The sequence below is a fragment of the Micromonospora globbae genome, from assembly GCF_003610785.1.
GTDB lineage: Bacteria > Actinomycetota > Actinomycetes > Mycobacteriales > Micromonosporaceae > Micromonospora > Micromonospora globbae.
Genome location: NZ_RAQQ01000004.1, coordinates 44,174 through 65,352 on the forward strand (window position 1 = coordinate 44,174; position 21,179 = coordinate 65,352).

Annotated in this window: 23 protein-coding genes; 13 read left to right on the forward strand and 10 right to left on the reverse strand. The window is 73.5% G+C overall.

What is annotated here, in order from left to right; genetic code table 11:
- Positions 1 to 135: 135 nt before the first annotated feature.
- Positions 136 to 618 carry a helix-turn-helix domain-containing protein gene (locus tag D7I43_RS06390; protein WP_120327466.1) on the reverse strand — a complete coding sequence of 161 codons (483 nt, stop codon included), beginning with the start codon at positions 616 to 618 and terminating at the stop codon, positions 136 to 138.
- A gap of 44 nt (positions 619 to 662) precedes the next feature.
- Here D7I43_RS06390 and D7I43_RS32705 point away from each other — a divergent pair, with 44 nt between their 5' ends.
- Entirely contained in the window at positions 663 to 818 is a 156-nt protein-coding gene (locus tag D7I43_RS32705; RefSeq protein WP_158610079.1) for a hypothetical protein, read from the forward strand.
- The gene (locus D7I43_RS06395; RefSeq protein ID WP_120327467.1) at positions 815 to 1,828 is read left to right on the forward strand and encodes a potassium channel family protein; all 1,014 of its coding nucleotides are present in this window, start codon (positions 815 to 817) and stop codon (positions 1,826 to 1,828) included. The genes D7I43_RS32705 and D7I43_RS06395 overlap by 4 nt, the downstream gene beginning before the upstream one ends.
- A 25-nt stretch (positions 1,829 to 1,853) precedes the next feature.
- On the opposite strand, the gene D7I43_RS06400 is transcribed toward D7I43_RS06395, so the two are convergent.
- Positions 1,854 to 2,318, reverse strand: a complete 465-nt coding sequence (locus D7I43_RS06400) for a MarR family winged helix-turn-helix transcriptional regulator (protein WP_120327468.1) — start codon at positions 2,316 to 2,318, stop codon at positions 1,854 to 1,856.
- A gap of 89 nt (positions 2,319 to 2,407) precedes the next feature.
- Between D7I43_RS06400 and D7I43_RS06405 the strand changes: the two genes are divergently transcribed.
- Together D7I43_RS06405 and D7I43_RS06410 are read left to right on the forward strand one after the other, a co-directional pair.
- Positions 2,408 to 3,055, forward strand: coding sequence for an FMN-dependent NADH-azoreductase (locus tag D7I43_RS06405; protein WP_120327469.1), 648 nt, complete (start codon positions 2,408 to 2,410; stop codon positions 3,053 to 3,055).
- 400 nt (positions 3,056 to 3,455) lie between these two features.
- Entirely contained in the window at positions 3,456 to 5,255 is a 1,800-nt protein-coding gene (locus D7I43_RS06410; protein ID WP_158610080.1) for a trypsin-like serine protease, read from the forward strand.
- A gap of 95 nt (positions 5,256 to 5,350) precedes the next feature.
- On the opposite strand, the gene D7I43_RS06415 is transcribed toward D7I43_RS06410, so the two are convergent.
- The 3 genes from D7I43_RS06415 to D7I43_RS06425 all read right to left on the reverse strand — a co-directional run bounded on the left by D7I43_RS06415 (position 5,351) and on the right by D7I43_RS06425 (position 9,843).
- Positions 5,351 to 6,385 (reverse strand): 2-oxoacid:ferredoxin oxidoreductase subunit beta, encoded by a 1,035-nt coding sequence (locus tag D7I43_RS06415; RefSeq protein ID WP_120327471.1) that lies wholly within the window; start codon positions 6,383 to 6,385, stop codon positions 5,351 to 5,353.
- Entirely contained in the window at positions 6,378 to 8,225 is a 1,848-nt protein-coding gene (locus D7I43_RS06420) for a 2-oxoacid:acceptor oxidoreductase subunit alpha (RefSeq protein WP_120327472.1), read from the reverse strand. The genes D7I43_RS06415 and D7I43_RS06420 overlap by 8 nt, the downstream gene beginning before the upstream one ends.
- 211 nt (positions 8,226 to 8,436) lie before the next feature.
- On the reverse strand, positions 8,437 to 9,843 hold the full coding sequence (locus D7I43_RS06425) for a COG1361 family protein (protein WP_147427233.1): 1,407 nt from the start codon (positions 9,841 to 9,843) through the stop codon (positions 8,437 to 8,439).
- A gap of 139 nt (positions 9,844 to 9,982) precedes the next feature.
- Here D7I43_RS06425 and ndhC point away from each other — a divergent pair, with 139 nt between their 5' ends.
- Entirely contained in the window at positions 9,983 to 10,360 is a 378-nt protein-coding gene (ndhC, locus tag D7I43_RS06430; RefSeq protein WP_120327474.1) for an NADH-quinone oxidoreductase subunit A, read from the forward strand.
- A 10-nt stretch (positions 10,361 to 10,370) separates the two neighbouring features.
- On the opposite strand, the gene folP is transcribed toward ndhC, so the two are convergent.
- A complete protein-coding gene (folP, locus tag D7I43_RS06435; protein WP_120327475.1) occupies positions 10,371 to 11,240 on the reverse strand; it encodes a dihydropteroate synthase in 870 nt (289 codons plus the stop codon).
- A 138-nt stretch (positions 11,241 to 11,378) separates the two neighbouring features.
- On the opposite strand from folP, the gene D7I43_RS06440 reads away from it, so the two are divergent.
- Both D7I43_RS06440 and D7I43_RS06445 read left to right on the forward strand, forming a co-directional pair.
- Positions 11,379 to 11,960, forward strand: a complete 582-nt coding sequence (locus D7I43_RS06440; RefSeq protein WP_120327476.1) for a DivIVA domain-containing protein — start codon at positions 11,379 to 11,381, stop codon at positions 11,958 to 11,960.
- Positions 11,957 to 12,454, forward strand: a complete 498-nt coding sequence (locus D7I43_RS06445) for an SRPBCC family protein (RefSeq protein ID WP_120327477.1) — start codon at positions 11,957 to 11,959, stop codon at positions 12,452 to 12,454. Before D7I43_RS06440 ends, D7I43_RS06445 begins: the two co-directional genes overlap by 4 nt.
- A gap of 67 nt (positions 12,455 to 12,521) precedes the next feature.
- Here the strand turns inward: D7I43_RS06445 and D7I43_RS06450 are convergent, their stop codons facing one another.
- The gene (locus D7I43_RS06450) at positions 12,522 to 13,427 is read right to left on the reverse strand and encodes a sterol desaturase family protein (RefSeq protein ID WP_120327478.1); all 906 of its coding nucleotides are present in this window, start codon (positions 13,425 to 13,427) and stop codon (positions 12,522 to 12,524) included.
- A 123-nt stretch (positions 13,428 to 13,550) separates the two neighbouring features.
- On the opposite strand from D7I43_RS06450, the gene D7I43_RS06455 reads away from it, so the two are divergent.
- Both D7I43_RS06455 and D7I43_RS06460 read left to right on the forward strand, forming a co-directional pair.
- Positions 13,551 to 14,132: a DNA-3-methyladenine glycosylase I gene (locus D7I43_RS06455; RefSeq protein WP_120327750.1), complete on the forward strand. Its 582-nt coding sequence runs from the start codon at positions 13,551 to 13,553 to the stop codon at positions 14,130 to 14,132.
- 13 nt (positions 14,133 to 14,145) lie between these two features.
- Entirely contained in the window at positions 14,146 to 14,766 is a 621-nt protein-coding gene (locus tag D7I43_RS06460; protein ID WP_120327479.1) for a hypothetical protein, read from the forward strand.
- A gap of 34 nt (positions 14,767 to 14,800) precedes the next feature.
- Here the strand turns inward: D7I43_RS06460 and D7I43_RS06465 are convergent, their stop codons facing one another.
- Positions 14,801 to 15,595: an enoyl-CoA hydratase/isomerase family protein gene (locus D7I43_RS06465; protein WP_120327480.1), complete on the reverse strand. Its 795-nt coding sequence runs from the start codon at positions 15,593 to 15,595 to the stop codon at positions 14,801 to 14,803.
- A gap of 4 nt (positions 15,596 to 15,599) precedes the next feature.
- Positions 15,600 to 16,418 (reverse strand): PaaX family transcriptional regulator, encoded by an 819-nt coding sequence (locus tag D7I43_RS06470; RefSeq protein ID WP_120327481.1) that lies wholly within the window; start codon positions 16,416 to 16,418, stop codon positions 15,600 to 15,602.
- Positions 16,419 to 16,608: 190 nt separating this feature from the next.
- Here D7I43_RS06470 and D7I43_RS06475 point away from each other — a divergent pair, with 190 nt between their 5' ends.
- Complete coding sequence (locus D7I43_RS06475) at positions 16,609 to 16,776, forward strand: DUF3117 domain-containing protein (protein ID WP_007455245.1); 168 nt, start codon at positions 16,609 to 16,611, stop codon at positions 16,774 to 16,776.
- 136 nt (positions 16,777 to 16,912) lie between these two features.
- On the forward strand, positions 16,913 to 18,379 hold the full coding sequence (locus tag D7I43_RS06480) for a leucyl aminopeptidase family protein (RefSeq protein WP_120327482.1): 1,467 nt from the start codon (positions 16,913 to 16,915) through the stop codon (positions 18,377 to 18,379).
- A gap of 48 nt (positions 18,380 to 18,427) precedes the next feature.
- On the opposite strand, the gene D7I43_RS06485 is transcribed toward D7I43_RS06480, so the two are convergent.
- Positions 18,428 to 19,072 carry an O-methyltransferase gene (locus tag D7I43_RS06485; protein ID WP_192902085.1) on the reverse strand — a complete coding sequence of 215 codons (645 nt, stop codon included), beginning with the start codon at positions 19,070 to 19,072 and terminating at the stop codon, positions 18,428 to 18,430.
- Between the two features lie 254 nt (positions 19,073 to 19,326).
- On the opposite strand from D7I43_RS06485, the gene D7I43_RS06490 reads away from it, so the two are divergent.
- Both D7I43_RS06490 and D7I43_RS06495 read left to right on the forward strand, forming a co-directional pair.
- Positions 19,327 to 20,628: a S1C family serine protease gene (locus D7I43_RS06490; RefSeq protein ID WP_192902097.1), complete on the forward strand. Its 1,302-nt coding sequence runs from the start codon at positions 19,327 to 19,329 to the stop codon at positions 20,626 to 20,628.
- A gap of 77 nt (positions 20,629 to 20,705) precedes the next feature.
- A complete protein-coding gene (locus tag D7I43_RS06495; protein ID WP_120327484.1) occupies positions 20,706 to 21,125 on the forward strand; it encodes a twin-arginine translocase TatA/TatE family subunit in 420 nt (139 codons plus the stop codon).
- Positions 21,126 to 21,179 lie beyond the last annotated feature (54 nt).

Consider the following 21,179-nt stretch of genomic DNA (forward strand, 5'->3'; position numbering starts at 1 on the left):
GAATCCGCCTTCCACCGTGCCGGCGGGCGGCGGGACCGCCCGGGGGACCGGCCCCTCCAGCGTGCGCGCGGAGGTGGTCGTGGCCCCAGCGGTTCTGCCGGCGGCAGATTCGCCACCGGCAGAACCGGGCGGGGGTCAGACCGCGGTCAGCGGGCGGCGGGCCCGCCGGCAGGTGAGCAGCCGGGCGGTACGCGGGCCGCGCCGCGCCGGCATCGGAGCGGGCAGGCCGACCCGCAGCGTCGGGCCGCCCGCACCCGGGCCGCGGTGCAGCATCGCCCGGGAGGTACGCGGCCCGACCCGCACGGCCGGCTCGGTCTGTGGACGGGGCGCCGGCAGCGGCGCCAGCACGGCGGCGCCGGAGCGGGGCGCGGCCGGCAGGCGCGGCTCGACCCGCCGCAGGTCGTCGCGCGCCTCTTCGAGCAGTTCGGAGAGGTGGATGCCGAGGGCCCGGCAGATGGCTGCCAGCACCTCGGACGAGGCCTCCTTGCGCCCTCGTTCCACCTCGGACAGGTAGGGCACGGACACCCCGGCGGCATCGGCCACCTCGCGCAGCGTGCGGCCCTGGCGCAGCCGCAGCCGCCGCAGCACCCCACCGATCACCCGTCGCAGCAACGACATACCGGCCTCGCCTCCACGCCTCGTCGTCCCGGGACACCCCCATCATGCCCGCTCGCACCGCCCGGGGCGGCCCCGGCGGGCCGGACCGCGTCCCGGTGCGCTTCCCGCCGGCCGTTCCCGAGGTCACCACCCGGCCGGCCGGACTCCGCCGCACCCGCTATGTTGTGGGCGTGCAGGCGACGGAGCAGGTACGACGGTGATCCATTTTCCCGCGCAGCGCCGGAGTCCGCTCAGCGCGCTCAGCCTGCGGCTCGCCGCCGCCATCGCGTTGGTCTTCGCCACCGTCGCGGCGGTCTACTTCGACCGCGACGGTTACCGCGACGTCAACGAGGACGGCCTGACCCTCCTCGACTGCTTCTACTACGCGGTGGTGACCCTCTCGACCACCGGCTACGGCGACATCACCCCGGTCAGCCAGAGCGCGCGGCTGGTGAACGTCGTCTACATCACCCCGGCCCGGGTGATCTTCCTGATCATCCTGGTCGGCACCACCCTCGAAGTTCTGACCGAGCAGTACCGGACCGGCCGGCGCCTGACGCGGTGGAGGAAGACCGTGAAGGACCACGTCATCATCTGCGGCTACGGCACCAAGGGCCGCAGCGCCGTCTCCGCGCTGCTGGAGAACGGCCTCGACAAGTCGCGCATCATCGTCGTCGAGCGCAACGGCGCCGCGCTGCGGCAGGCCACCGCGGCCGGGCTCGTGGCGATCGAGGGATCGGCGACCCGCTCGGCCACGCTGAACGAGGCCCACGTGAAGAACGCCAAGGCCGTGATCATCGCGACCGACAGCGACGACGCGTCCGTCCTGGTGGCGCTGACGGTACGGCAGCTCACCGCCGGGCAGGTGCGGATCATCGCGGCCGCCCGGGAGGCGGAGAACGCTCCGCTGCTCAAGCAGAGCGGCGCGCACCACGTGATCGTCTCGTCGGCCACCGCGGGCCGCCTGCTCGGCCTCTCGACCTCCGCGCCGCCGCTGATCGACGTCGTCGAGGACCTGCTCACGCCGGGTCAGGGCATGGCGCTCGCCATGCGCTCGGCCGAGCGCCACGAGGTGGGACGCTCCCCGCGCGAACTGGACTCGCTGGTCATCGCGTTGGTGCGGCGCGGCAAGGTGGTCACCCTGGCCGACCAGGCCGGCGCCGTCATCGAGACCGGGGACATGCTCGTGCACGTCCGGGACGACCGGCCCCACTCCACGGCCGCGGTCTGACGTACGCGGCGTGCCGGGTGACGCCCTACTCCGGGGCGTCCTCGGTGCACATGATCCGCCACCCGCTGGTGGCGCGCTGGAGCAGGTCGTACAGCGCGTGCCGCTCGGCCGGGGCCAGCGCGCTGAGCACCTCCGACTCGGCGGCTTCGAGGGCGCACTCGGCCTCGCGGAGGCGGCTCTCGCCCGCGTCGGTGAGGAACACCATGTGCCGGCGCCGGTCCTCGTACGAGCGGCGCCGCTCCACGAGCTTCGCCGCCTCCAGGTCGTTGAGCAGCCCGACCACGTTGGTGCTGTCGATCTGGAGGGTGCTGGCGAGCGCCTGCTGGCTGATCCCGCCGGCGTCGCGTAGCACCGTGAGCGCCACGAGGTGCCGCGGGCGCAGCCCGAGTGGTGCCAGCACCGACTCCGACCGCAGACGCATCCGCCGGGCCAGGTGATCGAGCAACGGCCCCGTGCGGTGCTCGGACTGGACGGCGGGCTGGTCAGGCATGTGAGCCAGTTTACCCGCGACCCAAGGATAGGTCTGCTATAAATGGTTTGCCCAGCACAAACCATCTATGGCATGGTGAGGATTGATCCATGGCACATCTGTTGCACGTCGACTCCAGCATCCGCGGGGAGCACTCCATCAGCCGCCGGCTCACCGCCCGCGCCGCCGCGCGGTGGCGGGCCGCCCACCCGGACGGCACGGTGACGTACCGCGACCTCGGCAGGCAGCCGCTGCCCCACCTGGACGAGGACGGCGGCCTGGCGCGCATGGTGCCCGTCGAGCAGCACACCCCGGCGCAGCGCGCCTCCTGGAAGCTGACCGAGCAGCTGGTGGACGAGGTGAAGCGGGCCACGACCGTCCTGCTGGGCCTTCCGCTCTACAACTACGGCGTGCCGAGCAGTGTGAAGACCTGGGTGGACCACCTCATCGCCCCCGGCATCGCGTACGACCCGCAGACCGGCGCGGGCCTGCTGGGTGATCGCGAGTTCATCGTGCTCGCCAGCCGGGGCGGCGGCTACGGCCCGGGGACTCCCCGCGAGGGCTGGGACCACGCCGAGCCCTGGCTGCCGCACGGCATCAGCATGACCGGCCTGCAGCCGCGCTTCATCGCCGCCGAGCTGACCCTCGCGCCGGTCACGCCGGCCATGGCCGAGCTGGTCCCGCTGCACGAGGAGAGCCTCGCGGCGGCCGAGCGCGCCATCGACGAACTCTGGGTGCCGGCCCGGGCGGCGGCCTGACCGGCCCCCGTCCCGGGGCGCCGTACGGATGGCCGTTCCGCCCGGGGCGGCCATCCGGCGTTTCCTCGCCTTCGTCCAGTCCGGACCGGGACGTACGGTCGGGTCGAGCGGATCGATTGGCGACGATCGGGCGTCCGGCCACGGAAATCGTCTGTCCGGAGCTTCCTCGCGAACGCGCGGCTTGTTACCGTGTGGCGGCTTGGAACTGTCAATGGAGAAGCCTCCGGCCCTGCCGACAGGCGTCATTGGCTCCGGCACGACGGGGGAACATCAAGTCTTTGCGCACGGGCCGGGGTGGCTCGGGTGCCGATCGCCGTCTTCCCGTCCTGTCGGACGCACCCACGCGGGTCGTTCCGAGTTCCTCGTTAATCCGAACGACGGGAAGTAGCCAGTGGCTGAAGTGGCAACATCCGCAGGCGTCAGACGGCGCTGGTCGGCGGGCATCGCCGCGGGCCTCGCCCTCGCGGCCGCGGCGGCCGTGGCGCCCACGGCCGCGCAGGCCGCCCCCGGTGGGGACGGCGTGTACAACGCGGCGGGCGTGCAGAACGATCGGAACGGCAAGCTGCCGAACCTGCAGAAGGGGAAGCTCACGCTTCCCGAACCGGGCCCGCAGGGCCGGCGGTTCGAGTCCGGCTCGAGCATCTCGCCGAAGATCTTCCAGGGCACCCTCGCAAGCGCCTCCGAGTTCCCCTACATCGTCGGCATCGTCACCACGTTCCAGGATGGCCCGGACTACTACTGGTACTGGTGCACCGGCACGATCATCGCTCCCAACAAGGTGCTGACGGCCGCGCACTGCACCGCGGACGGGCCCGGCACCACCCGGGTCATCGCCGGCAACGACCGGATCGTCGACGAGTACGGCAACATCCTGAACACCAGCGGGTACGTCGCCGAGGTCGCCTCGACCTGGACCCACCCGGGCTGGAACATCGCCCAGCAGTACGCCGATCCGGAGAACTCGCCGATCCTCGACGACGTGTCGGTACTGACCCTGAAGCAGAACCTGCCCAGCGAGTACACCCCCGTCACGCTGAGCGCCCAGGGCGACCAGACACCGTACGCGGCGGGCACCTCGGCGGTCATCGCCGGCTACGGGGCGACCTACTCCGACGAGCCGGTGTCCGACAGCCGCCTCCGCAAGGCGACCGTCACCATGCGGTCGAACGCCGACTGCAACCGGCCGGGGCTCTACTACGCCGACCGCATGATCTGTGCGGGTTCGGGGACGCCGTCCGCGCCGAGCAGTGACACCTGCCCGGGCGACTCCGGCGGACCGCTGCTGGTCGGCGGCGTCCAGGTCGGCATCACCGACTGGGGTTTCACGCCGTGCGGCTCGTCCCCCGGCTACTACGAGCGGCTGAGCTACTACGCCGACTCGATCCGGGCGGACCTGACCCGTCCGCCGCTGGTCAACGCGGACTGGTCCGGCGATGGTCACACCGACCTGATCGCCCGGGACAGCTCTGGCAACCTGCGGCTGTACTACGGCAGCGGCTTCGCCAACGACGGGTTCGGTGGCTTCTACCTCAGCAAGCACCTCAACGCCGGCTGGGGCGGCTTCACGCGGGTCTTCCGCGTCTACAACTGGAACGGCGACAAGAGGCCGTCCATCATGGCGATGAAGCCCAACGGCGACCTGTTCATCTACGACACCGACGGCAGGGGCAACTTCGCCGGCGGGGCGCGGAAGATCGGCAGCGGGTGGGCGGGCTTCACCGCCCTCATGGTGACGAACAACTGGATGGGCAACAACCGGCCGAGCCTGCTGGTCCGCAAGTCCAACGGCGACCTGATCCGCTACACCAGCAACGGTGCGGGCGGTTGGGAGAACCCGTCGGGCACCCGGATCGGCACCGGCTGGAACGCGTTCAACCTGTTCATCACGCCGGGCGCCTGGAAGGGCGACGGGCTCGAGGTCATCATCGGTCGCACCTCGGACGGCCACCTGAAGATGTACCAGTCGAACGGCAGGGGTGGCTGGACGAACCCGTCCGGCACCGTCATCGGCAGTGGCTGGGCCAGCTACAAGAGCATCATGGTGCCCGGTGACTGGAGCGGCGACAACATGATGGACCTGCTGGGCATCAACAGCAGCAACCAGATGCGGATGTACACCACCAACGGCCGCGGTCAGTGGATCGACGCGAGCGGCAGGGTGATCTCCTCCGGCTGGGGCGGCTTCAACCTGGTCTTCTGACCGGCCGTCAGCGCGAGTACGACAGAGGGGCCCGCAACCGTCTGGTTGCGGGCCCCTCTCCCGTCCGTCGTGGCGTCGTCGCCGACGACCGCAGCTCAGAGGATCGTCCAGGTGTCCCCGCTGTTGAGCAGGCCCGCGAGCTGCTGCTCGGGCGTCTCGGTGACGTCCGCCCGGGCGGCGTCGAGCTGGGCGCGCACCACGCTGTCGTAGGAGGGCCGCTCGACCGAGCGGAACACGCCGATCGGGGTGTTGCGCAGGTCGAGACCGGGCAGCCGCGACAGCGCGAACGCGTACGCCGGGTCGGTGACCGTCGCGTCGTGCACGACGATGTCCTCCGGCCGGGTCGCCGCCGTCTCCCGCACCTCGAGGCCGAAGCCGCCGGGCGGGTGGACGACGCAGAACTGCCCGTCCTTGCCGAACGTGATCGGCTGCCCGTGTTCGAGCCGGATCAGGTGGTCGTCGCGGGTGGCCGGCTCCTTGAGCGGGTCGAACGCGCCGTCGTTGAAGATGTTGCAGTTCTGGTAGATCTCCACGAACGCCGAGCCGGAGTGCTCGGCGGCGGCCCGGAGCACCGACTGGAGGTGCTTGCGGTCGGAGTCGATCGTGCGGGCCACGAAGGTGGCCTCGGCCCCGAGCGCCAGCGAGATGGGGTTGAACGGCGCGTCGGCCGAGCCGACCGGGGTCGACTTCGTGACCTTCCCGAGCTCGGAGGTCGGCGAGTACTGGCCCTTGGTGAGCCCGTAGATCCGGTTGTTGAAGAGCAGGATCTTGAGGTTGACGTTCCGGCGCAGCGCGTGGATCAGGTGGTTGCCGCCGATGGAGAGGGCGTCACCGTCGCCGGTCACCACCCACACCGAGAGATCGGGCCGGGTGGCGGACAGGCCCGTGGCGATCGCCGGGGCGCGGCCGTGGATGGAGTGCATCCCGTACGTGTTCATGTAGTACGGGAAGCGGGAGGAGCAGCCGATCCCGGAGATGAACACGATCTGTTCGCGCGGGATGTTCAGCTCCGGCATGAAGCCCTGAACGGCCGCCAGGATCGCGTAGTCCCCGCAGCCGGGGCACCAGCGCACCTCCTGGTCGGACTTGAAGTCCTTGGCGGTGAGCTTGAGGGCGATGGGCTCAGACATTCTTGAGGACCTCTTCCAGCATCGTCTCCAGCTCCGCGGCCGTGAACGGCAGGCCGCGGACCTGGTTGTAGCCGATCGCGTCGACCAGGTACTTCGCGCGGATCACGTGCGCCAGCTGGCCGAGGTTCATCTCGGGGATGACCACCCGGTCGTACGAGCGCAGCACCGCGCCGAGGTTGGCCGGCATCGGGGCGAGGTGGCGCAGGTGCGCCTGGGCGACGGAGAGCCCGCGCTGGCGCAGGCCACGGCAGGCCGCGCCGATCGGCCCGTACGTCGAACCCCAGCCGAGCACCAGCACCCGGGCGTCACCGTCGGGATCGTCGACCTCGACGTCCGGCACCGGGATCGTCTCGATGCGGGCCGCGCGGGTGCGCACCATGAAGTCGTGGTTCGCCGGGTCGTACGAGATGTCACCGGTCTTGTCGGCCTTCTCCAACCCGCCGATGCGGTGTTCGAGGCCGGGCGTGCCGGGGATCGCCCAGGGCCGGGCCAGCGTCTCCGGATCGCGCAGGTACGGCAGGAACGTGGTGCCGTCCTCGCCGTTCGGGGAGGTGGCGAACTCGACCCGCAGGTCGGGCAGGGACTCCACGTCGGGCAGCAGCCACGGCTCGGACCCGTTGGCGACGTAGTTGTCGGACAGCAGGATCACCGGCGTGCGGTAGGTGAGCGCGATCCGGGCGGCCTCCAGGGCCGCGTAGAAGCAGTCGGCGGGTGACTTCGGCGCGACCACCGCGACCGGTGCCTCGCCGTGGCGGCCGTACAGGGCCATGTTCAGGTCGGCCTGCTCGGTCTTCGTCGGCATGCCGGTCGAGGGGCCGGCCCGCTGCACGTCGACGATGACCAGCGGCAGTTCCAGCGCCACGGCGAGCGAGATGGTCTCGCCCTTGAGCGCCACGCCCGGGCCGCTCGTGGTGGTGACGCCGAGCGCGCCGCCGTACGAGGCGCCCAGCGCCGCGCCGACCGCGGCGATCTCGTCCTCGGCCTGCATGGTGAGCACGCCGAACCGCTTGTGCTTGCTCAGCTCGTGCAGGATGTCGGACGCCGGCGTGATCGGGTACGCGCCGAGGAACACCGGCAGGCCGGAGCGGACGCCGGCGGCCACCAGACCGAGCGAGAGCGCCGCGTTGCCGGTGATGTTGCGGTAGGTGCCCGGCGGCATCTGCGCCGGCTTGACCTCGTAGCGGACGGCGAAGTCCTCGGTCGTCTCGCCGAAGTTCCATCCCGCCCGGAAGGCGGCCACGTTCGCGGCCACCAGCTCCGGACGGGCGGCGAACTTGCGCTCCAGGAACCGTAGCGTCGACTCGTACGGCCGCGAGTACATCCAGGAGAGCAGGCCGAGGGCGAACATGTTCTTGGCCCGCTCGGCGTCCTTCTTGGACACGTCGAGGTCGGCGAGGGCGCCGATGGTCATCGAGGTGAGCGCGACCGGGTGCACCACGTAGCCGGCGAGGGTGTCGTCCTCGAGCGGGTTGACCGCGTAGCCGACCTTCGCCAGGTTGCGCTTGGTGAACTCGTCGGTGTTGACGATGATGTCCGCGCCGCGCGGCAGGTCGGCCAGGTTGGCCTTGAGCGCGGCGGGGTTCATGGCCACCAGCACGTTCGGCGCGTCGCCCGGCGTGAGGATGTCGTAGTCGGCGAAGTGCACCTGGAAGCTCGACACGCCGGGCAGGGTGCCGGCGGGGGCGCGGATCTCCGCGGGGAAGTTGGGCAGTGTGGAGATGTCGTTGCCGAGCTGGGCCGTCTCGGAGGTGAACCGGTCACCGGTCAGCTGCATGCCGTCGCCGGAGTCGCCGGCGAACCGGATGACCACCCGGTCCAGTTGACGGATCTGCTTGCTCACGCCTGCACCTCGCTTCGCTGCGCGCGGTGGCGGCCCGAGTTGACGGTGACCTCGCCCTGCCCGGCCACGTGACCTCCCTGACGCACCGCTCACCGCGCCGGCCGTGGCTGGCCCGGCCCGCATGTGGGTTTCTCATCTGAGAGCCTACGTCGGATGGACCCGTCACCTTCCCCGGAGGTTCGGCCAGTGGGACCGGATAGGGGGGTGAAATTCACCACTTAGTGGCGTTTCGCCCTGCCCGCCGGTAATCCAGATCACCGTCCGCCGATGCTTGCGGCTCGCCGGCGAGGCGTCGGCGCAGCGACAGGGTGGCCAACCCGAGCGCCAACGCCACGAGGAGCGCCGAGGCGACGACGAGCATGATCACCGTACGCCGCGCGGACCCGGCGTCGGCGACGTCCGGCAGGGCCGCCCCACCCACCAGCACACCCTGCGAGCCGGTCGGCACCGCGACCGCCACCGGGGTGGCGAGCGCCGCCGCCGCGGTGATCCGGAAACTCGTCCGCACCTGACGGGCCCGGCCGTTGCCGGGGTCGAGCCGGCCGACGACGGCGCCCGCCAGCGGCGCCTCGCGCTGGGCGGCCGGCGTCGCCTCGACCGGCAGGCGCAGGTCGGCGCTGTCTCCGGCGCGGACCACGCCCAGGTCGCACCGCGTACGGGCGGCGTCGAGCGGCGCGCAGCCCGCGGGCGGGGCCGGCACCGTGACACCGGCCGGGAGGAGCACGTCGATCCGGCCGGCGGCGTCGACCGTGCCGGTGTTGGCGAGCCGGACGATGAGGTCGCTCGCGGCGCCGCTGACGTCGAACGAGACCCCTCGGGCCTCGACCGTGATGCCGGGCGCCGGCGGGCCGGGCGGGAAGAGCACGGCGAAGCCCTCGTCGTCCCGCGCCGTCCCGCTCACCCCGGGCGCACTCGCGCTGACCGTCACCGAACCGCTCAGCGGCATCCGTCGCCAGGCGTCCCCGGAGACGCGGACCCGGATCAGGGTGCTGAACCGGTCGCCCGCAGCGACGCGCCACCCGCCGCAGCGGTACGCGTGCCCGCCGGTGGGCGCGCAGCCCGCCGTCCCGGCGTCGGTCACCCCGGCGGGAAGCGTGTAGGAGAGGTGGACTCGGGCGTCCACGGAGCCGGTGTTGGCCACGGTGACGCGCAGCGTGGTGGCCGTGCCGGACGCGTTCCAGTACCCCTGGGGCAGGACCACGTCGCCCGTCGTGACCCGGACCCCGAGCGGCGACGGACCGGGGGCGGTCCCCGGCGCCGAGGGCCGGACCGGCGGCCGGCTGGACGTGCCCGGGAGCGGGGTCGGGACGCCGGCGGTGGGCGTGGCCGTCGCCGGTGCGCTGCCGACGGGGGTGGGGGTGCCGCTCACCGGCGGCGGCGTGGTCTCCTCCGGCGGTTCGACGGTCGGCGGCGCCGTGGTCGGGTCCGGCCCGGGCCCGTCCGGCGGCGTCGTGGGCACCCCGCCTCCCGGGTCGGCCGGGTCGGTGGCCAGGGCGACCGGCTGACCGACGGCGCCCGCGGCGGCCCAGGCCGGCGTCACGGCGAGCGCGACGCCGAGCACCACGGCCGGCCCCCACGCCGGCAGGCGCCGCGGTCCTCGCCCCGGTGGCACGTCCACGCTGGTCGTCTCCCCCCTCCGGTGCCGACGGTCCGGGGTCCCATCGTCGATACTGTTGCCGTACGGAACTAGTCCCGATGGGAAACAAATTCGTAACGTGTGCGAAGCCGGGCGGCGGGCGGAACGGTAGGCTGCCGGCGTGACCGGTTACCTGGGCTCGTACGCGACGCTCGGGCTCCTGCTGCTCGTCAGCGTGCTCTTCTTCGTGGTGGCGTTCTCGGCCAACCGGGTGCTGCGCCCCGCCCGGCCCGCCGACCCGCCCGGCAAGCGGACGAGCTACGAGTGCGGTCTCGACCCGGTCGGCGCCGACTGGGCGCAGATGCAGATCCGCTACTACGTCTACGCCTACCTCTACGTGCTCTTCGCCGTCGAGGCGGTGTTCCTCTTCCCCTGGGCGGTGGTCTTCGACCGGCCCGGGTTCGGCCTCGTGACGGTCGTCGAGATGGCGATCTTCGTGGCCGTGCTCGCGCTCGGCATCCTCTACGCCTGGCGGCGCAACATCCTCCGCTGGACCTGACGCGGGCGGCTCAGGCCAGACCGCGACGGGTCGCCGCCGGCGGGCGGTCGCCGCGGATCGACGCGACCATGTCGAGCACCCGCCGGGTCGGGCGCACCTGGTGGGCCCGGAACACCCGGGCGCCCAGCCAGGCGGAGACCGCCGTCGCCGCGAGCGTGCCCTCCAACCGCTCGGTCACCGGCAGGTCCAGCGTCTCGCCGACGAAGTCCTTGTTGGAGAGCGCCACCAGCAACGGCCAGCCGGTGGCGGTCAGCTCGTCCAGCCGCCGCGTGATCTCCAGGGAGTGGCGGGTGTTCTTGCCGAAGTCGTGCGCCGGGTCGATCAGGATCCCGTCGGGCCGTACGCCCAGCCCCACCGCGCGCTCGGCGAGCCCGGTCACCGTGGCGACCACGTCGGCCACCACGTCGTCGAAGGCGGCCCGGTGCGGCCGGGTACGCGGCGCCAGACCGCCGGCGTGCGAGCAGACCAGCCCGGCGCCCGTCTCGGCGGCGACCCGGGCCAGCGCCGGATCGGCGCCGGACCAGGTGTCGTTGAGCAGGTCGGCGCCGGCAGCGACGGCCTCCACGGCGACCTCCGCCCGCCAGGTGTCGATGGAGATCACCACCTCGGGGAAGGCGGCCCGGACGGCGGCGATCGTGCCGACCGTCCGCCGGATCTCCTCGGCCACGTCCACCTCGGCGCCCGGGCCGGCCTTCACCCCGCCGATGTCGATGATCTCGGCGCCCTCGTCCACCGCCCGCTCCACCGCCCGCAGCGCGCTGTCCGCCGCGAACGTGGCACCCCGGTCGAAGAACGAGTCCGGCGTGCGGTTCACGATCGCCATCACCACCAGCTCACCGGGCGCGAACGTGCGCCCACCGAGCCGAAGCTCCCCGGCCATTGCCGCCTCCCTCACCCGTGTCCGCCGCCGGACGGTCCCGACGCTAGCCCGTCGGCCGCGACGGCATCCGCCCGGTCCGCTCCGCCGGGCATCGTGGCGGGGTCGCTCGCGCCCGGCCGGCATGCCACGATCTGTTGCATGGGTCAGGTTCTGCTCGTGCTGGTCGTGGCGTTGACCGTGGCGGCGGTGGTGTTCGGGGTGGCGGTGCTGGTCACCGGCCGGGATCCGGGCCTCGTGCCGGCCGAGCCGGACGGGCGCGCCGTGCCGCTACCGGGCAACCGCCCGCTCCAGGAGTCGGACCTGGAGGCGGTGCGGTTCGACACCGCCCTGCGCGGGTACCGGATGGCGCAGGTCGATCAGGCGTTGCGTCGCGCCGCCTACGACATCGGCTACAAGTCCGAGCTGATCGGTGTGCTGGAAGCGGAGGTCGCCGCCTTGCGGGAGGGACGGACGGCGGACGCGGACGCCCTGCGGCGGGCCCGCGAGCAGGCGGCCGGCACGGCGGCGACCGGCACCGTGGCCGTCGGCGCGGCGGCCGCGACCGACGCCGTCACGGCCGGCACGGCGGCCGGGGGCGAATCTCCCGCCGGCGCCGACCCGAGGGCCGACGGTACGGCGGTGGGCCGCGACGGCGGCACGGTGCGCGACCCGGACGAGGCGGCGGACCGCGGCGACGGACCGGTCGGGCCCGGCACGGTGGTCCGCTCGGAGTCGGTGTGACCGCAGCGGACGGCGAGGGCGACCTGCCCGAGGCGGCCCAGCCGGGTGCCGGCGAGGTGACGGCCACCGTCATCGTGGACGCCCCGGCCGAGCGGGTCTTCGCGGCGCTGCTCGCCTGGGAACGGCAGTCCGACTGGATCCCGTTCACGCGGGTGCGGGTGGTCGAGGGTGACGGCCGGGAGGGCAGCCTCGTCGAGGCGGTGACCGTGCTCGGCCCCGCCGAGTTGCGCGACGAGATGCGCGTGGTCCGGGTCGACGAGCCCTACGAGATCAGGGTGGTGCACTGCGGGCGGCTGCTGCGCGGCCCCGGCGTGCTGCGCTGCACGCCGCTGGCGCGCGACCGCACCCAGGTCGTGTGGCACGAGTGGTTCCACGTGCCCGGGGGTGTGGCCGGCCGGGTCGCCTGGCCGCTGATCTGGCCCGGCTCGAAGGTGGGGCTGACCCAGGCGCTGCGACGGTTCGGCCGCCTGGTCGAGCAGGGGCGCCTTCCCTGACCGGGCGGTCCCCGGGCGAGGCGCGGCCGGCCGGCCGGTCCCGCTCGGCGGCGCGACTCGCGCCCGGTCAGGCCGGGGTGGCGCCGGCGCCCGGCGCGGCCGGCAGAGGCTCGCCGGGAGCGGCGGCGAGCGGCCCGTCGGGTGCCGCCGGTCGCCACCCGGGCGAGCGGAACAGGTGGCCGGCCCGCTGCCGCCAACCCGCCGCGGCCCGCAGGTCGCGGGCGATCGAGACGTACTCGTGGAAGGCCACCCGCAGCGGGTTGTACGTCTCGATGTTCTTGGTGAGGCCGTAGACGCAGCGCTCCCGCTCGGGGGCGAACGTGCCGAAGAGGCGGTCCCAGACGATCAGGATGCCGCCGAAGTTGCGGTCCAGGTAGCTGCCCTGGGAGGCGTGGTGGACGCGGTGGTGCGACGGGGTGTTGAACACGGCCTCGTACCAGCGCGGCAGCTTGTCGATGCGCTCGGTGTGGATCCAGAACTGGTAGAGCAGGTTGACCGAGCCGGCGAACGCCACCACGGCGGGGTGCACCCCGACCAGGACCAGCGGGACGTAGAAGACCCAACCGGTCACGCTGGTCCACGGCTGGCGCAGCGCGGTGGAGAGGTTGAACCGCTGCGACGAGTGGTGCACCACGTGGGCGGCCCAGAGGATGCGGATCATGTGGTGGCCCCGGTGCGACCAGTAGTAGCAGAAGTCCTGGGCGAGCACGATCAGCGGCCAGGTCCACCACAGCTCGGCGAGCCGGAGCGGGGTGAGCGCGTAGAGCAGCGCGTACGCGGCCGCGATCGGCACCTTCCACAGCAGGTCGGTGAAGACGCTGCCCAGCCCCATGGCGAGGCTGGTGGCCGTGTCGGCCCCGCCGTAGCCGACCTCGTCGTCGTCGCGGTGCAGCAGGTAGGAGACGCGTTCCAGCACGATCAGCAGCAGGAAGGCCGGGATCGACCAGGCGATGACGTCGGGGAACTCCTTCATGGCCGCCTCCCGCGTGCCTCGTACCGGCGGTCGCCGAGCCCTACCGGTCGGTAACCAAGCACGATAGGCAGCCTTCGCGGGGGAGGCAATGGGGTGTCGGACGCCTGGCCTAGCGTGTGGGTCGTGAGTGACCTGGTGATCGGCGCCGACGGGCTGCCGCGCTGCGCCTGGGGGGCGAGCACCCCCGACTACGCCGTCTACCACGACACCGAGTGGGGCCAGCCGCTGCACGGCGACGACGCGCTCTACGAACGGATGACGCTGGAGGCGTTCCAGTCGGGGCTGTCCTGGCTGACCATCCTGCGCAAGCGCCCGGCCTTCCGGCTCGCCTTCGACGACTTCCGGATTCCGACGGTGGCCGCCTACGGCGAGGCGGACGTGACCCGGCTGCTGGCCGACGCCGGCATCGTGCGCAACCGCGCCAAGATCGAGGCCGCGATCGCCAACGCCCGGGCCGCCGCCGAGCTGCCCGAGGGGCTCTCCGCGCTGCTCTGGTCGTTCGCCCCGGCACGGCGGCCGGCCCGCCCGGCCTCGTTCGCCGAGGTACCGGCGATCACCCCCGAGTCGACAGCGATGGCCAAGGCGCTCAAGAAGCGCGGCTTCCGGTTCGTGGGGCCGACCACGGCGTACGCGCTCATGCAGGCCACCGGGATGGTCGACGATCACCTTGCCGGCTGCCACGTGGAGCCGACCGGGACGGCGTGATGGGATGGGAGGCATGACGACCGACACCGCGCACCGGGCGGACGGGACGAGCCGCGCGGCGGGCGCCGGCGCCTGGGCCGTGCTGCTGCCCGCCGGCCGCTACGACGCCGAACGGCTGGTGCACCACGACACGCTCGAGCTGACCGGCCTGGACGAGACCGTGCGCCCACGCCCCGGCGACGACGTGGCGGTGCTGATCGACGACCCCCTGCGGCTCGTGGCGCTCGGCCGTGTGGCCGCACCCACCGGCTCCCGTCCCGAGGACCCGGACGACCCCCAGAGCGACCGCGAGTCGGCGCTCGTGGTGAGGTACACCCGGCGGGTCTTCGACGAGCCGCTGCCGGTGGGCCCGCTCACCGTGGACGGGCCGGTCACCGCGCTGGACCCGGCCGTCCACCGGGCGCTGGCCGACCGCCTCGGCCCGCCGCCGCCGCGGCGCACCTGGCTGGTCAGTCTCGACCTGCCGATCGAGGCCGACTCGCCGGCCGAGGCGGTGCGGCTCTTCTGGGCGTACGTGCAGGAGCTGGGCCCGCGGGAGCTGCCCGCCTTCGTCTCGCCCTCGGGTGACGAGCTGGCCATGCAGGCGTTCGTGCTCGGCGCCGAGGCCAACCAGGATCCGGAGGAGGACGACTGACGCCGGAGCCGCCCTCCGGGGCGGGCCGTCGTGCTCAGCGTCCCTCGAAGACCGGCCGCTGCTTGGCGACGAAGGCCCGGGTGGCCGCCTGGTGATCGGCGGTGGCGCCGCAGATCGTCTGCGCCTGGGCCTCGGCCGCCAGCGCGTCGGCGAGGGTGCCCGCGTCGGCGATGGAGAGCTGCCGCTTGATCGCCCCGTACGCGACGGTGGGCCCGGCGGCGAGCCGCGTGGCGAGTTCCTGCGCGGCAGGCAGCACCTGCTCGTCGTCGTCCAGGAGCCGGGTCAGCAGCCCCAGCCGGTGCGCCTCCTCGGCCCGGACCGGCTCGGCGAGCATCAGCAGCTCGACCGCCTTGGCGTGGCCGACGAGGCGGGGCAGCGTCCACGAGGCGCCGGTGTCGGCGGCGAGCCCGACCTTCGCGAAGGCCATGAGGAAGCTGGTGCTCGGGCCGCCGATGCGGAAGTCGGCCAGGAAGGCCAGCGACGCGCCGGCCCCGGCGGCCATCCCGCGCACCGCCGCCACCACCGGCTTCGGCAGGTTGGCGAGCCGGGCCGCGATCGGGTTGTAGTGGGCCCGGACGGTGGAGAGCCGGTCGCCGCTGTCGGGTGAGTCGAGCGTCGCCACGTGTTCGCGCAGGTCCTGCCCGGCGCTGAACGACCCGCCCGCGCCGGCGAGCACCACGGCCCGGCAGCTCTTGTCGGTCTCCAGCTCGGCCAGGACGTCGCGCAGCGCCTCCTTCAGCGCGAGGTCGAGGGCGTTCATGGCCTTCGGCCGGTTCAGGGTGAGCGTCACGACGGCGTCGGTCCGGTCGACGAGCAGCGGCTCGGTCACGTGTCTAACGACCCTTCTGTCGGGCGATGCGGTTGCCGGCGTCGAGGCACTGCTCGACGTACCGGTCGGCGGCCGGCCGCAGCCGTGCCGCGTGCCGGTCGAAGAAACTGGCCGCGGCGGTGCCGGGCCAGCGCTCGGGGAGCAGCGCGGGGGGCAGCTGCGGATCCCGGAACAGGAAGGTACGCCACGCGTGCACCAGCCGGAACCGGGCGGCGTACGCCTCCTCGTCCCCGCTGCGGACGGTCACCCTGCTCAGCAGCGGCCGCTGCTCGGCGACGAAGCGCTCGTACGCCCGCCCGATCTCGCCCAGGTCCCAGGCGCGGCGTACCACGGCCATGGCGCCCGGGGTGCCGGCCGCGTGTGCCGCGGTGAACCGCTCGTACCGCACGCCCGCCTCGTTGAGCAGCACGTCCACGTCCTCACCGGGTCGGGTCGCCACCCAGGTGCACTCGTCGAGCGTGCCGTAGCCGAGGAAGGTCAGGTTGGCGGCGAGCCGCTGGCGTTCCCGCCGCGAGGCCGGCGCCTCCAGGATCAGGAGGTCGAACCGGCCGTCCCAGCCGACCCGGCCGGTCCGGTAGATCCGGGCGGCCGCCTCGTCGAGTCGCCGGGCGGCTTTCGGCGTGATCGCGTAGCCCGGCCCGGACGCCAGTTTGAGGGGGTCGAGCCACCCCTGCCGCACCATCCGGGAGACCGCCGTACGCACGGCCGGTGGCGCGATGCCGAGTGGCGCCAGTAGCTTGACCAGGGCCGCCACGGGTGCCCGGCCACCCCTCGCACGGAGGTAGTCGCCGTACAGGTCGAAGAGCGCCGACCGTGCCTGCATGACCGCACATTGTGACAGGCCTTCTCAAGATAAGCTAGATGCTGTTACATCAATGGTGCTTCGGTTTGGGTCCGGCGGTGTTCATCAGGGAAAATCGTTGGTCGACGCCCCCGCGACGGTTGCGGGTGGTCGTGACGAAGTGGCTGTGGGGCAACCCACCGACCCTGGTGTAGGTCTGAGGGGAGACAACATGGCGGCGATGAAGCCGCGGACGGGCGACGGTCCGCTGGAAGTCACCAAGGAGGGCCGGGGCATCGTCATGCGGGTCCCGCTGGAGGGCGGTGGCCGGCTCGTCGTCGAGATGACTCCCGACGAGGCCAACGCGCTCGGTGACGCGCTGAAGGCGGCCGCCGGCTGATCGGACGGAGTGGTCCGGGCGGCGTCCGCCGTCCGGGCGGCTCGTCATACCCTGAGCCACCGGCCCCGGCCGGTGGCTCAGGGCTTCACCGGCGCGGTCCTCGCGCCGCGATCTTCCTCTGGAGGTACGGTCCCGCGTGCTCGCCATCCGTCTGCTCGCCGAGCCCGACCGGCTCGACACACTCGTCCTGCCCGTCCGGCCGGTGGGCGGCGACGCCCCCGCCGCCGAGCCCGTCCCGACCGCCGCGACGCCTCCCGACGGCGTCGACGCGGAGGCGGCCGCGCTCGCTCCCGCAGCCCGGCTCACCGGCCGGGCCGGCGAGATCCGGTCCCACCTGCGCCCGGGGCGCACCCCGGCCGGGCTGATCCTCGTCGGGATCGGGGACGGCGACGAGGCGGGCTGGCGACGGGCCGGCGCGGCGATCGCACGGGCCGCGGCGGACGAGGAGCACGTGACGGTCGCGTTGCCGGCCGACGCGTCCCCGGAGGCCGTCCGCGGTCTCTGCGAGGGGCTGCTGCTCGCCTCGTACCGGTACCGGCTCACCGACGCCGGTGAGACGCCCGCCCTGGCCGCCGCCGACCTCGTGGTCGCCGACCCGGACGACCACGCCGCCGCGGTCGAGACGGCGCGCACCACGGCGCGGATGACCCGGCTGGCCCGCGACCTCACCAACACGCCCTCGTCGGTGAAGAACCCGGAGTGGTTCGCCGGGCAGGTGGCCGAGGTCAGCGACGGCCTGGCGGACCTGAGCCTGCGCGTACGCGGGCCGGCCGAACTGGCGGCCGAGGGCTTCGGCGGCATCCTCGCCGTCGGCGGCGGATCGGCCAGCGGCCCGCGCCTCGTGGAACTGGACTGGCACCCGGCCGGCGCGCGTACCCACGTGGTGCTGGTCGGCAAGGGCATCACGTTCGACACCGGCGGCATCTCGATCAAGCCGGTCGCGTCGATGAAGCTGATGCGCAAGGACATGGGCGGGGCGGCGGCCGTGGTGGCCGCCACCGTCGGCGCGGCCGCGCTGCGGCTGCCCGTACGCGTCACCACGCTGGCGCCGCTGGCCGAGAACATGCCCAGCGGCTCGGCGTTCCGACCAGGCGACGTCGTGCGGCACTACGGCGGGACGACCAGCGAGACGACCAACTCCGACGCCGAGGGCCGGCTGGTGCTCGCCGACGCGATCAGCTACGCCGTCCAGGAGCTGAAGCCGGACCTGTTGGTCGACCTGGCCACGCTGACCGGTGCGAACGCCGTGGCGCTCGGCAAGCGCACCGCCGCCCTCTACACCGAGAGCGACCAGCTCGCCGCGGACCTGCTCGCGGCCGTCGAGGCGGCCGGCGAGTCGGCCTGGCGGATGCCGCTGCCCGCCGACTACGTCGAGTACCTCGGCAGCGAGATCGCCGACCTCTACAGCGCGCCGACGCAGGGCGCCGGGTCGGTGGTCGCCGCCCTCTACCTGCGCGAGTTCACCGGCGAGCTGCGCGACCGCTGGGTGCACGTCGACATGTCGGCGCCGTCGTGGGCCGACTCCGACGACGCCGAGCTGACCAGGGGCGCCACCGGCTGGGGCGTACGCTCGCTGCTGCGCTGGCTGGCCACGCTCGCGTGACCGGCCGGCGGCGCCCGCGCCCGGCGGACCGGCGGCTCCCCGGGAGCGTCAGCACTTGACGGCGGCCAGCAACCCGTGACCGACCGGCAGCAGGGCGGGGATCCAGTGCTCCGACTCCCGGATCGCCTTGATCGTCTCCCGGACGGTCACGGTCTCCGCGTCCCGGGCCGCCGGGTCGCCGATCCGGCCGCCGGCCAGGGCGCCGTTGAGCACCAGCACGCCGCCGGGCCGCAGCAGCCGCAGCGCCGCGTCGACGCAGGCGTGGAAGCCGGTGGCCTCGGCGTCGACGAAGACCAGGTCGTAGGCGCCGTCCGCGAGCCGGGGCAGCACGTCCAGCGCCCGGCCGGTGATGATCCGGGTACGGCCGGCGGCGAAACCCGCCTCGGCGAAGATGCGGCGGGCGATGCGCTGGTGCTCCACCTCCACGTCGATCGTGGTGAGCACCCCGTCGGCCCGCATCCCGCGCAGCAGCCACACGCCGCTGACCCCGGTGCCGGTGCCGATCTCCACGACGGCGCGGGCGTTGCCGGCGGCGGCGAGCAGCCGCAGCGCGGCGCCCGCACCGGGGGTGACCGCGTCGAGGCCCACCTCGCGGGCGAGACTGCGGGCGGTGCGCAGCACGAGATCCTCGGTGACGTACGACTCGGCGAACTGCACGGCCGGGCTCGTCGAACTGCCGGAACCGGCGAGCATGGCGATGGCGCACCTCCGGGCGGCGAGTGCGCGGGCCGTCGTCCGACGGGCCGCACGCGGTGCAGGGGGCGGGTTGGCGGCTATGAGCCTAGAGCGGGCCGTCCGCACGTGCAGCCGCGCGTCCCGCTCCCGCGATCACGAGGGCAACGGCTGACCCCGTGCCGGACATCCGTGCAATCCTGGAAGCGGTGTCCCGTCGGTAGCGACCTGGGCGTGCTTGTCGCGGTCGCGGAAGGCGGGGCCCGGGGGACGGACTGGGAGGCACCGACGTGACCGACGGCTGGGACTGGCGCCGGCCCGGTGATGCCCCGGCGGCACCGCCGGCGACCGGCGACCCGGGAAACCGCGGCCCCTCACCCTGGTGGTCGGACGCGCTGGCCGACCCGTGGCGCGACCCGGCCGCGCCGGCCGCGGTGGTCGTCCCCGCGCCGGCCAGCGGCGGCACGGACCCCGAGCCGGTCAGCGACCCGGACGCCCCCGGCCGTCCGCGGCTGCGCCAGCTGCTGCTCGTCCCACTGATCACCGCGCTGCTCGCGGGCGCCCTCGGTGGCGCGCTCGGCTACGGCCTGGCGGTCCGCGGGGGCGCCGGCGCCGGCACCGTGCTCGGCGCCGATCCGGGCGAGGCCCCGGCGCTCGCCCAGCGCCGGCCGGAGTCGTTCGCCGGGGTGGCCGAGCGGGTGCTGCCCAGCGTGGTCACGGTCCGGGTGAGCAGTCTCGGCGGCACGAGCGAGGGCTCCGGCTTCATCGCGAGCGCGGACGGGCACGTGATCACCAACGACCACGTGGTGGCCGGCGGGACCGGGCGGGCCTCGGTGATCTTCAACGACGGCACGTCGGCGCCCGCGAAGCTGGTGGGCCAGGACCCGGAGTCCGACATCGCGGTCATCAAGGTGGAGCGCAGCGGTCTGCGGCCGGTCGAGTTCGGCGACTCCGACGCGCTGGCCGTCGGCGACCCGGTGCTGGCGATCGGCTCCCCGCTCTCCCTGGCGAACACGGTCACGGCCGGCATCGTGAGCGCGCTGGACCGCACGATGCAGGCGGGCGAGCCCGGCGGGCCGGTCCGCTACTACGCGGCGATCCAGACCGACGCAGCGGTCAACCACGGCAACTCGGGCGGTCCGCTCGTCGACGCGGCGGGCCGGGTGGTCGGGGTGAACTCCACCATCAAGTCGCTCGTCTCCGACGGCCAGGAGGCCGGCAACATCGGCCTCGCGTTCGCCATCCCGATCAACCAGGCGAAGCGGGTGACCCAGGACATCATCGGCACCGGCAAGGCGCGGCGTACGGTGATCGGCGCCCAGGTCGGCGGGCCCAACGCGGCCGTCCCCGGTGGCGGCGTACGGCTCGCGTCCGTCGAGCCCTCCGGTCCGGCCGCCGAGGCGGGGCTGCGGGCCGGCGACGTGATCCTCCGGCTCAACGGCCGGCCGATGACCGAGCCGAGCGACCTGATCGCCCTCGTCCGCAAGTTCGCGCCCGGGTCGGTCGTCACCGTGGAGTACCGCCGGGGCTCGGCGAGACAGAACGCGTCGGTGACGCTCGCGGCGGACGCCAAGTGAACAGCGCGGTCACCCCCTCCCCGGTACGCGGCCGACGTGCGTAGTCTTGCTGCTGACGCCGAGAGGGGGCCCGCGGGATGCTCGACAACCTGAACTGGTGGGAGATCGGTGCGCTGCTTCTCCTGGCGCTGCTGATCTTCGGTGACCGGCTGCCGAACGTCATCAACGACGCTCTGCGGATGGTGCGCAACCTGCGGAACATGGCCCGCAACGCCACCAGCGACCTGAGCCGGGAACTGGGCACCGACATCCAGCTCGAGGATCTCCACCCGAAGGCGTTCATCCGCAAGCACCTCCTCAGCGAGGAGGACGAGCAGGCGATCCGCAAGCCGCTGCAGGGCGTCTACGACAACCTGCGCGCCGACGTGACCGGCGTGCACAACGAGCTGAAGGACGTCGCCGACGCGGCCGACCTGCGGTCGAACGGGCGCTCGTCCACCGCCACGAGCAGCGCGCCCGCCCCCTCGCCGCGGGTCAGCTACGACGACGCCACCTGATCTCCGGCCCGCCTGCCGGGCGGGGCGACCCCCGCCCGGGCGTGCGTCAGCGGC